Source organism: Roseateles sp. P5_D6 (genome assembly GCF_054049415.1).
This window is the reverse complement of record NZ_JBFUMK010000045.1, coordinates 1-10,400: the sequence shown is the minus strand read 5'-3', so window position 1 is coordinate 10,400 and position 10,400 is coordinate 1. Positions and strand designations below refer to the sequence as shown.

Below are 10,400 nucleotides of genomic sequence, written 5' to 3'. Positions count from 1 at the left end.
CGCTACGGCAGTAGGTCGCGAAGGTCAGCCGCCAGGGGCCAATCAAGGCGCAGTGCGCCGCCCGCATTGATATGCGGGCAAGCGGTGCAACGCTGAGTGGCCCCTGGCGGCTGACCTTCCCTTCGGGTTGTAGCCAGAAAGCCCGCGCGCGGCGTTGCGAAGCCTCGCTTGGGGCCTACCCAAGCTTCGTTTCGCGCCTTGCTCGCGGGCTTTCTGGCTACAACGCGGCCTGCTGCCGTAGCGTTAACAGGCCCTAACCGTTGTTCCCGGGCCTCAATGCAGGCCCGGGACTTTCCCGGGGGAAGTGCTGCACCGCGCTGTGCCGAACTGGAGCAAAACCCCTCATTGACGCCGGCTGCAACGGCGTTCTGGCAAGGCACGGGTCTTGCACCCCTGGGTGCATCGACCTGCTGACTGCCTGCTCCCATGTCCCGTCTTCTTCTGCGCGGCTTCCCATGAAGCTCCTCGTCCTCGGCTCCGGCGCGGGCGGTGGTTTCCCGCTGTGGAACTGCCACTGCCGGCTGTGCAGCAGCTGGCGCCGCGGTGAGCTCGACGCCAGCGCGCGCACGCAAAGCGCCATCGCCATCTCGCAGGACGGCCGGCCCGGCGAGGGCTGGCTGCTCATCAACGCCAGTCCCGACCTGCCGCAGCAGATCCGCGCCACGCCCGCGCTGCAGCCGGCCCATGCGGGCGACATGCCCATCCGCGCCGTCGTGCTGCTCGACTCGCGCCTGCACCACGTGGCCGGGCTGCTCTCCTTGCGCGAGAGCCGCGAACTGGAGGTCTACGCCACGCCGCTGGTCTTTGAGGACCTGACGGCCGAGCTGCCGCTGCTGCATGTGCTGGAGAGCTACTGCCGCGTGCGCTGGCGCATGCTGCCCATCGCCGGCGACGTGCGCAGCGCGAGCTTCGAGATCCCGGGCTTTCCGGCGCTGAGCTTTGCCGCCGTGGCCGTGCCGGCACGCGCGCCGCGGCATGCGCGGCTGCGCAGCGAGGCGGCAGGCGAGTGCATCGCGCTGCAGGTGCAGGACCGGCGCACGGGCCGGCGCGTCTTCCTGTCGCCGGCGCTGGCCGAGGTGGGCGAGGCCGAACTGGCCTGGATGCGCCGGGCCGACTGCGTCGTCGTCGACGGCAGCTTCTGGACCGAGCATGGCATGCAGGAGGCCGGCGTCGGGTCGGTCAGCGCCAGCGACAAGGGCCACCTGCCGCAGAGCCGCCACGGCGAACGGCCCGGGATGATCGACGCGCTGCAGGCCAGCGGCGCGCCGCGCAAGGTGCTCACCCACATCCACCACAGCAACCCCATCCTCGATCGCCGCGGCGCCCAGCGCCGTGAGCTGCTGGCGCACGGCATCGAGGTGGCGCACGACGGCATGGAGATTGAACTGTGAGCACAGCGACTGCAGCCCCCCGGCCCTCGCGCCCGGCCGAGCCGCTGTGGCTGGAATGGCTGACCCTCGTCGGCGGCCTGGCGTTTTGCAGCTGGCTGCTGGGCGTGCGCGGCGTCTGGGCGCTGCTGCTGGGCGCCGACCCCACGGGACTGACGCTGGTCATCATTGCCGTCTTCCTGTGCTCCACGCTGTGGTGCGGCCAGCGCTCGCGCGAACTGCAGCGCCAGCGTGACTTGCTCGCCGACCCGCGGCTCGCCCGCGCCGGAGAGGCCTGCTGGGCGGCCGAATACCTGGGCGCGCCCGGCGACATCGCGACCGAGCTGCTGCTGGAGCACAGCCACGGCCCGCATGGCACGGCCTGGTGGGTCAACGGCATCCAGCTCAAGCTGGGGCTGCTGGGCAAGGTCATCGGCTTCTCGATGCTGGCGCTGACCATCGGCAAGCTGCAGAGCTTCGACCCGGCGCAGTCGCAGGAGTTGCTGCGCAGCCTGACGGCCGGCCTGGGCGTGGCGCTGCTGACGACCATGGTGGGACTGGTGGGCAACATCCTGCTGGGACTGCAGTTGACGCGCCTGGACCGCTTCGCTGATGCCTTGGTCGCCGACATCCAGCGCGCCGCGCTCCGAAAGGACGGTGCGTGATGCGCCGCCTGCGCCGGGGTTCAAGGGAGGCCGAGGTCGACCCCTTCTACGACATGCTGTTCAACCTGCTGATCGGCTTCGTCTTCTGCTTCATCGTGGCGTTGCTGGCCATGAACCCGCGTGCCACCAAGGCCGGCGACGTGCCGTCCAAGGCCGAGTACCTGATCAACGTCGCCTGGCCCGACAACAGCCCCAACGACATCGACACCTGGGTGCAGGACCCGGGCGGCAACCTGGTGTGGTTCCGCCAGCGCGAGGCCGGGCTGATGTACCTGGACCGCGACGACCGCGGTGACGCCAACGCCGCCACCATCGTCAACGGCCAGCGCATCCAGAGCCCCTTCCGCCAGGAGGTGGTGACGCTGCGCGGCCTGGTGCCCGGCGAGCATGTCGTCAACGTCCAGTACTACCAGTCCAACGACGGCCAGCCGGTGCCGGTGACCGTGACGGTCATCAAGGTCAACCCGCGCGCCGACGTCGTCTTCTACGGCACGGTCAAGCTGGCCCGCAAGGGCGACGAGGCCACCGCCGTGCGCTTCACGCTGCAACCCGACGGCGGCGTCGTCAACGTCAACACGCTTCCAAAAAGTCTGATGCAAAGACCATGACTCTGCCCATCATCCTCAGCTTTGCCGCACTGCTGCTGCTGTGTCTGCTTGCCCTGCTGCAGTCGCGCTGGCCGGTGTGGCTGCGCGGCCTGCTGGTGGTCGGCGTGAGCTGCTTCTACTTCTACGCCGAGGGCGCCATCCACACGCTGTGGGGCTGGCCCAGCGGCGATCCGCTGCCCGAGCGCTTCGTGCTGCTGGCCGCCGTCATCGAGGAGCCCGCCGGCAAGCGCGACGGGGCGCTCTACGTCTGGGTCAACGCTGTGGAAGACGGCAAGCCCGCCACCCAGCCCCGCGCCTACCAGTTGCCCTACAGCAAGGACCTGCATGCCCTGCTCAACGAGGGCCTGAAGAAGGTGCGCAACGGCATCGCCCAACTGGGCACGGCCGAGCCCAAGGTCGGTCGCAAGGGCCTGGCCTGGTTGCGGCCGGGCAGCGACGAGCAGCAGGTGAAGCTGCGCGACATGCCGCTGCCGCAACTGCCCGAGAAATGAGTATGAGGCGCGCTCTCCTGCTCGCTTCGATGGTGTTGACCGGCTGCGGCCGCACGCCCGACAGCCAGTCGTGGTTCCCGCTCGAAGCCGGCCACCGCTGGACCTACACCGTCACGACGCGAAGCGGCGCCGACACCAGCGAGCGCGAGAGCCTGACGCTGCGCACGCTGGGTTCGGCCACGCTGGTGCTGGACGACCAACCCGCCTGGCAGCGCCGCAGCGACAGCGGCGTGAACTACTGGCTGCGCGCTGATGACGCTGGCATCGTGCGCGTGGCCAGCAAGAGTGACATGCAGGCCGACCCGGTGGCCGATGCGCCGGGCCGCTTCGTGCTGAAGGCGCCGTTCGTGGTCGGCACGCAATGGCAGGCGCCGACGACGGCCTACTTGCTGATGCGCACGGCCGAGTACCCGCGCGAGATCAAGCACAGCCATCCGAACATCCCCATGACCTATGAAATCGAGGCGGTGTCCGACGTGGTGCGCACGTCGGCAGGCAGCTTCTCGCCCTGCCTGCGCGTGCGTGGCAGCGCGACGGTGAAGATCTTCGTCGACGCCATCACCGGCTACCGCGACCAGCCGCTGACGACGCTGGAGTGGTATTGCCGCGGCGTCGGCCTCGTGAAGCTGGAACGCAGCGAGCCGTCCACCTCGCCGATGCTGGTGGGCGGCTCGCGAACGCTGGAGCTCGAGTCCTGGCAGTAATACCCATGGGCCGAGCGCTGGACCGTTCCCTGGCACGGCACACTGCGCCCCGGCCGTGTCGGCCGAGGGAGCAAAAGCTGTGTTGGATGTTTCGCGTGTGACGGCAGCCCGCTTGGGGCGCCGAAGGTTCCTGGGCGGGATGCTGCTGGCGCCCTTGGCTGGCGCGGCCGGTGCCGCAGGGTGGACGACCGGCAACGGCCCCTACGCGGTGGGCAGCAGTTGCATGAAGGCCGAGCCGGCGACCGCAGCGCCGATGGCGGACTACCTCATCGGCAGCCTGTCGCCGCAAGGCCCGCTGTACCTGGACCAGCTGATCAGCGATCGCCAGGCCACGCTGGTGATCGACGTGAAGGTGCCCAAGGACTGGCCGTATGCCGGGGCGCTGGCCGGACGCAGCCTGCCGGTGGTGCTGACGGTGTTCTACCCGACGCCGGCCGACAACCGCCGCCCCGACTACACCTTCCCTGAGGAGACCGGCTGGTATCGCCTGCCGCACATGCAGCGGCCCGGCGAGGCGCCGCTGTTTGCCGACGAGCGGGCGCGCTACCCGCTGATCGTTCACTCCGGCGGGCAGGGCACGCATGGGCTGTGGCACATCGGAAAGCTCGCGCACCTGGCCTCGCAGGGCTACATCGTGGTCGACGTTTACCACGGTGACAGGCGCACGCCGGGCGGCAGCGAAATGTTCGCCCTGCGCAGCCTGGCCGTGCGCGCGGCGCTGGACCATGTGCTGGCCCACCCACACTACGCAGACCACATCGACGCCGCCCGCATCGGCGCCACCGGCAGCAGTGCCGGCGGCCTGACTGTGCTCACGCTGATGGGCGGCTTGAACCCCGCGCGGCGCGGCCTGTCCCTGGCCGACGAGCGCATCAAGGCCGGCTTCGGGACGGTGCCCTTTCCCGGCATCGGCATGGCTGCGGCGCGGGCCATGGGCTTGCCCGTGAACCTGCCTCCGGGTGCCGGCCCGAATTTCTGGAACTTCGGCCTTGACTTCGCCGGCCTCGCTGCCGTCAAGCGGCCCTGGTTTGCGGTCAGCGGCGAGTTGGACAGCAACGTGCCGGCCGCCGACGTGCTGGCCGCCGCCCACGCCGTGGGCGGCCCCGCCTGGGTGGTGGAGATGAAGGGCCAGACCCACGGCTTCAACGAAGCGGCCAACGCCGAGACGCGCGGCTGGGAGGCGGCCTTTTTCGACGCGCACCTGCGCAACGACGCCGCGGCCCGCGCGCTGCTGCGCCCCGATGCCCAGCCGGCCGGGCCCGAGGCGCTCGGCCGCATGCTGCTGCAGCCGGCCTGAGCTCGGTAGGCTAATGGGGTGAGCATCGCGAATCCCAACGCAAGCGGCGGCATATGGGATCAACGACATCGCGCGTGGCTAGGTGTCAAGACCCGCCTGTTTGTATACGGCGTGCTTGAACAAATGGGGTTTGGAGACCTGCCAAGCTTGAAGGGCTTGCACGGGTGAGCGATGGTGGGCATAGATGCGCCGGCCCAGCGTGGTGCGGCGGGTCCTAAAGGTATAGACGCCGATCAGGCCCGTCATCAGCATCAGCACGTTGGGCAGGCCCTTGTACGAGGCCAGCAGCCAGACCAGCGCTGCGCTACTGCGGTTTCATCGCGCAATCACATCGAGCCGCATCCGCTGCGTCGGCAGGCCCTCGACGGCAACTTCAACCACGATGGGGCCGGGCGAAGCGCCCGCGCGGACTGCCGCCACCATCCGACCGTGGAAGGTCTTGCGTTCGCCCGATTGCAGGCTGCTCGCATCGACGGGGTCGCCGTTGCCCGCGCCGCCCAGCACGCCGGCGCCGGTCACACTGACCTTCACCTGGCGATCACCGGCGCGCGCGTAGATGGGAACGCCGTCGCTGTCGGCCAGCTCGATCGTCACGTAGGCCAGGTCCTCACCATTGGCCTTCAGCTGCGACCGATCCGCGGTCGCCTTGAACGCCGTCGGCAGACCCGCCGTGCGCAGCTCCCACTGGCCAGCGCGCCTGCCGTCCCGGTAGCCGACCGCCAGCAGGCGGCCCGGCGCATAGGGCACGACGAACCGGGCCTTGTATTCAGTGGCGAGGCCAACGGCCTGCCGCCCCAGGCTCTTGTCGTTGAGGAAGAGTTCGACCTCCGGGAACTCCGAGTACACCGCGACGTTCAGCGGCCTGCCTTCCTGGCCGCCCCACGACCAGCTGGGATGCACGTCCTCCAGCGTCCAGTCGCTGTGCGGGTCGCCTTCCGAGAAGGGATGGTGCGGGAAGGCGCGAGTGCCAGCCGGCTGCTCGACGAAGGCCGCGATCGGGTCGATGCCGGTCTTCCACAGTACCTGGCGGTAGTAGGCGGCGGGACGCTTGCGCCCGGTAGCGTCGATCTCTCCGCAATAGGCCAGGTGCCACGGATATGGGCCCCAGGTCTTCCAGTCCTGCTTGGCGTTCACCCAGCCGATGCCGGCCTCGCCGAGGTAGTCGAAGGAGGTCCACACGAAATCGCCGATCACCCACGGCAGGGTCTCCACCGGGCGCCAGTAGTTGAAGGCGTATCGGGACAGGGACTCGCCGCTGTACATGACGCGCGACGGGTATTGCTCGTGGTCGCGTTCGAACAGGTGGGGCATGTAGTTGTAGCCGGCCGCGTCGAGCTCGCCATAGGCGCTGGCGATCGTCGGGGAGTCGATGCTGACCGCCTGGGTCACCGGCCGGGTCGCGTCGAGCTGGCGGACCCGCTGGACCAACATCCGTGCGGTCTTCGCGCCCTCGGGCGTGCCCTGCTCCCGGATCTCGTTGCCGATGCTCCAGAACAGCACGCTGGGGTGATTGCGGCCGCTGATGATCAGGCTGTCCAAGTCCTTCTGCCAGTTGTCAGCGAAGAAGCGCGCGTAGTCGGCGCTGGTCTTGCTGTTTCGCCAGGCGTCGAAGGCCTCGTTGATGACCAGCATGCCGAGCTCATCGGCGGCGTCCAGGGTGGCTTGGCTTGCTGGGTTGTGGGCGTTGCGGATGGCGTTGTAGCCGGCCGCCTTCATCAGCGCGACCTTGCGCGCATCCGCATCGGGAAGCCCGGCGGCGCCGAGCATGTAGTTGTCGTGGTGGATGTTGCCGCCGCGCAGCAGGACCTTCTCGCCATTGATGCGCAAGCCGTTTTTCGCATCGATCGCCACGGTACGGATGCCGAAGCGGGTCAAGCGCACATCGGTCGCGACACCGTTGACGCGCACCTCCTGGCGAAGCAGGTAGAGATGCGGTGCCGACGGCCCCCACAGCCTGGGCTTGTCCACGGCCAGAGCTTGCCCGGCATCCATCTGGCCGCGCGCCGGCACGACATAACGCTTGCTGGCACGGGCGACGGTCTCGCTGCCGTCGACGCTGGTCACGGTCGTGACCACTTCCACCTGCTGTGGCTTGGCCTGGCGGTTGGAGAGGCGTGTGCGAACGTCCAGGTTCGCCCGTTGAGCGGTCGCGGCGCGGGTCGCAACCGCCACGCTGTCGGGGTCGATGTGCACCGGGTCCAGCAGTTCCACAGCCACCGGGCGGATCAGGCCCGAGCCGGCATACCAGCGCGACGACGAGTCCACATGGCGCGCCCGGACGACGATGACGTTGTCGCCCGCCTTGACCTTGCCTGTCAGGTCCAGCGTGAATGCGGTGTAGCCGTAGCGATGCTGTCCCACAGGCTCGCCATTCAGCCAGATGTCCGAGTCCATGTAGACGGCTTCGAACTTGAGCCGGACCACGCGGGCGGCTTCGGCCGAAGTCAGCGTGAGATGACGCCGGTACCAGCCGGTGCCACCAGGGATGTAGCCGGAGTCGCGGCCACCCACGGTGGCGGGATCAAAGGGTGGCGCCCCGTCCGCCTTGTCCAGGATGGAGAAGTCGTGCGGCACGGCCACCTGGCGCCATGCGCCGTCGTCGAAGTCGGGCCGCTCCGCGCCCTGGATCTCCCCCGCCATGAAACGCCAGCCCATTGAAAGACGGCGTTCCTCAGCGGCCGACGTGATCGAGACGAGCGCCAGCATCAGCGCCCATGGCAAGCGGCGCGTGAACTTGTTGAGCCTCAACATCAATTTGTGTCCAATGAAAATCTCGAGAGGCAGCCCCAGCCCCCACGGGGCTTCGTCCGAAATCAGCGGGCTGCAGCCCGTAGGTTAATGGGATGAGCATCGCGAACCCCAGCGTCTACGCGCCGGTACCGTTGGGGTTCACTTTGTTCACCTCAACCTACGGGCTGTTGGCGCCCAAGTAGTGGCAGAGAGCTCGTTTCGGCCATGAGCGGAAGTTCACTCTGGCGGGATCATCGGCCGGTCAACTTACAAAGCTGTCGCCCAACGTGAAAGCTCAGCGGACGGCGAAGCCGTCCGCTGGAGTGAAAGGTTGGGCCGCTTGATCATGGGCAAGCAGGCAGCTGTCGCTCTGCAAGCTCAGCCTCCGACGCGTCCTGAACATATGCCCCAGCCACTTCAAGCACTTTGAGATCTTCGCTCCAGGAAGCACCCAGTCGTTCAAGATTCCGGCGAGACAGTGATTCCTCTGTTTCACGCGTCATGAGATCTGCGCAAATGTATTTAGGAATCCATTGCTTCTTTCGAGCGCACTGCGTGAATTCCGGCGACTTAAGCCTCAGTCGGCCTTCTGCAATCCAGCGCCCGAGGAAGGTATCGGCGTACGCCGCATCTTGCGCAACGCAAAGCCGAATCACCGGAAACACCCACATTGGCCCGGCACCGCCCGCCAATACCGGCGCGGCACAGGAAAGAGCTAAGGCAGCGAAATAGCTTCGGAATCTCATGCGGTTCAACGTTGGAGCTCAGCGGACGGCGAAGCCGTCCGTTGCAGCGAAAGGTTGGGCCTCATGATGCTCAGCACTAGCTCATCCGTGTAATAAGGCGCGCAACAATCAAGTCGTTGCGCTGCAGTTCAAAACCTGCCCAGCCTAAGCCGAGTCGCCACTGCGATTCCGCAGAGCAAAACTCATACACATGATCGCCGGCCGTAGCGGCCGAAATGAAAGCAGCGCACTCCTCATTGAACCGAGCGTTCGTGCTTGTACCTTCTTGCTTTCGGACATCCTCCAGCGCAGCGCGTCGTCGCACTTCGAACTTCGCCGGCAAAAGCTCAGCGGGCGGTTGGTGGCTGGTCATGATGCCCAACGTGAAAGCGCAGCGGGCGGCGAAGCCGTCCGCTGCAGTGACCGGTTATCCAGCATGGAACCTCCAGCTAAGTGCGCATTGGTACTCGCCTGCCACCGCTTCGGCGCGCCGCAGGTAGTCAATGGCGGCGGATGGCGGTTCGAAACGACAAACGATGTCAATACGCAGACTTCGGCCGCGCGCCTCCGGATAGCTTGTGTAGATTTCGCCCGATTCGACGAACCCGAAGTAGCGATTTAGCTTTTCTGCAAGGAGCGTTGAGTGGCCACCGATGTCGCTCCACTCAAGGGGATCGACAACAGTCAACACTGCTTCGCCCGAGAGTCGGTCCAGGCCGAGAGCATCTATGGTGGAGGCATCCTTGATCGTCATCGTGCTGGATAACGTTGAAGTTGAGCGGCTGACCGAGGCTTGCCGAGGGCAGTCCGCTCGGACGACCGGTTAGGCCGCATGTGGACACAAGCAGTCATATCGCATGTAGGAGAGCAGACGGATAGGTTGCTGCTGGATTTGGAAAGTGCGAAAAGTCGTAAGTTCCAGAGCGCTCAACAAAGTAAATAACACCAGCCAGCATCGGCGAGTTTGCAAACACTCCGCCATGATGGCTGTACAGAACGTGTTGCACTTCTTCGGGATCTACGCAGGCAGTGAATTCACCAAATAGGCAAACGACATAGGGCTTCTCCAAGGTACCCACGAGGCCCGAATACGCATTTGCCTTCTGCTCAATCTTTGAGTAGATGTGATCCGGTGGAATTGTGACCCAGCCGGTCCAGACTTCGCCTGTAGACAAGGTTCCCACCATGTCTGTTTCAGTTTCTCGCCTCTGATGAAGCGTGACTACATCAAGAATCTCTTGAACCTGTCCCGATTCATCGACGCTGACCCAGTCGGGGGTCTTGCCCAGTACTTTGTGTTCATAGCGGAAATCGAATCCCTGCCGCCTGAACTTAGCTCCGATGATCAGTTCACGAAATGTGTGAAATCGCTCATCGTCTCGTACGGTCTTGAACTTTCTTGCAAACAGCGCAGGATCAGATGGGTGAAGTTCTTCGAACATCCGATAGATCCGGGAGTTGATATGACTGTTTCCCGCGAGCACGCCGAATTTCATGATTGCGGCCTAACGTTGGAATTCAGCGGACCAGCCAGCAAAGCTGGCGCAGGTCCGCTGCAATGATGGGTGTGCGCCCAGCATGGGCGCGAACTTATGGGGTGGAAGTCCCCTGTGGGAGTACCGACTTGGACTCATCGTGAGCAAGGATAACCACGAGCCGAAGGCAAGGGCAGGCCCGCGAGGGTTTGTCTGAAGGAAGCCGGAGCGCAAGAGGTGCGAGGCGACGGACAGAAACTGCATAGAAGGCTGAGGGCGGCGAGGCGAGCTGGCACATGACGGCAAAGCCCAACGGTACGCGGCCCACAGTAAATGCG

Annotated in this window: 12 protein-coding genes; 6 read left to right on the top strand and 6 right to left on the bottom strand. The window is 66.0% G+C overall.

Annotated elements, in window-relative coordinates; translation table 11 throughout:
- The first annotated feature begins 455 nt into the window (after positions 1-455).
- The 6 genes from pqqB to ACXJKM_RS29880 all read left to right on the top strand — a co-directional run bounded on the left by pqqB (position 456) and on the right by ACXJKM_RS29880 (position 5,132).
- Positions 456-1,391 carry a pyrroloquinoline quinone biosynthesis protein PqqB gene (pqqB, locus tag ACXJKM_RS29905; RefSeq protein ID WP_457356646.1) on the top strand — a complete coding sequence of 312 codons (936 nt, stop codon included), beginning with the start codon at positions 456-458 and terminating at the stop codon, positions 1,389-1,391.
- Positions 1,388-2,032 (top strand): hypothetical protein, encoded by a 645-nt coding sequence (locus ACXJKM_RS29900; RefSeq protein WP_457356645.1) that lies wholly within the window; start codon positions 1,388-1,390, stop codon positions 2,030-2,032. Before pqqB ends, ACXJKM_RS29900 begins: the two co-directional genes overlap by 4 nt.
- Positions 2,032-2,640 carry a hypothetical protein gene (locus ACXJKM_RS29895; protein WP_457356644.1) on the top strand — a complete coding sequence of 203 codons (609 nt, stop codon included), beginning with the start codon at positions 2,032-2,034 and terminating at the stop codon, positions 2,638-2,640. Before ACXJKM_RS29900 ends, ACXJKM_RS29895 begins: the two co-directional genes overlap by 1 nt.
- Positions 2,637-3,131 (top strand): hypothetical protein, encoded by a 495-nt coding sequence (locus ACXJKM_RS29890; RefSeq protein WP_457356643.1) that lies wholly within the window; start codon positions 2,637-2,639, stop codon positions 3,129-3,131. Before ACXJKM_RS29895 ends, ACXJKM_RS29890 begins: the two co-directional genes overlap by 4 nt.
- A gap of 2 nt (positions 3,132-3,133) precedes the next feature.
- Positions 3,134-3,835 carry a hypothetical protein gene (locus ACXJKM_RS29885; protein WP_457356642.1) on the top strand — a complete coding sequence of 234 codons (702 nt, stop codon included), beginning with the start codon at positions 3,134-3,136 and terminating at the stop codon, positions 3,833-3,835.
- 139 nt (positions 3,836-3,974) lie between these two features.
- Positions 3,975-5,132, top strand: a complete 1,158-nt coding sequence (locus ACXJKM_RS29880; RefSeq protein ID WP_457356641.1) for an alpha/beta hydrolase family protein — start codon at positions 3,975-3,977, stop codon at positions 5,130-5,132.
- A 78-nt stretch (positions 5,133-5,210) separates the two neighbouring features.
- Here the strand turns inward: ACXJKM_RS29880 and ACXJKM_RS29875 are convergent, their stop codons facing one another.
- From ACXJKM_RS29875 to ACXJKM_RS29850, 6 genes are all read right to left on the bottom strand, one after another.
- Complete coding sequence (locus ACXJKM_RS29875) at positions 5,211-5,390, bottom strand: hypothetical protein (protein ID WP_457356640.1); 180 nt, start codon at positions 5,388-5,390, stop codon at positions 5,211-5,213.
- 57 nt (positions 5,391-5,447) lie between these two features.
- A complete protein-coding gene (locus ACXJKM_RS29870) occupies positions 5,448-7,883 on the bottom strand; it encodes a glycoside hydrolase family 2 TIM barrel-domain containing protein (protein ID WP_457356639.1) in 2,436 nt (811 codons plus the stop codon).
- A 323-nt stretch (positions 7,884-8,206) separates the two neighbouring features.
- Positions 8,207-8,608 (bottom strand): hypothetical protein, encoded by a 402-nt coding sequence (locus tag ACXJKM_RS29865; protein ID WP_457356638.1) that lies wholly within the window; start codon positions 8,606-8,608, stop codon positions 8,207-8,209.
- A 76-nt stretch (positions 8,609-8,684) separates the two neighbouring features.
- Positions 8,685-8,960 carry a hypothetical protein gene (locus tag ACXJKM_RS29860; RefSeq protein ID WP_457356637.1) on the bottom strand — a complete coding sequence of 92 codons (276 nt, stop codon included), beginning with the start codon at positions 8,958-8,960 and terminating at the stop codon, positions 8,685-8,687.
- 54 nt (positions 8,961-9,014) lie between these two features.
- A complete protein-coding gene (locus tag ACXJKM_RS29855; RefSeq protein WP_457356636.1) occupies positions 9,015-9,341 on the bottom strand; it encodes a DUF6572 domain-containing protein in 327 nt (108 codons plus the stop codon).
- A 94-nt stretch (positions 9,342-9,435) separates the two neighbouring features.
- Positions 9,436-10,083, bottom strand: a complete 648-nt coding sequence (locus tag ACXJKM_RS29850) for a hypothetical protein (RefSeq protein ID WP_457356635.1) — start codon at positions 10,081-10,083, stop codon at positions 9,436-9,438.
- Between the last annotated feature and the right edge of the window lie 317 nt (positions 10,084-10,400).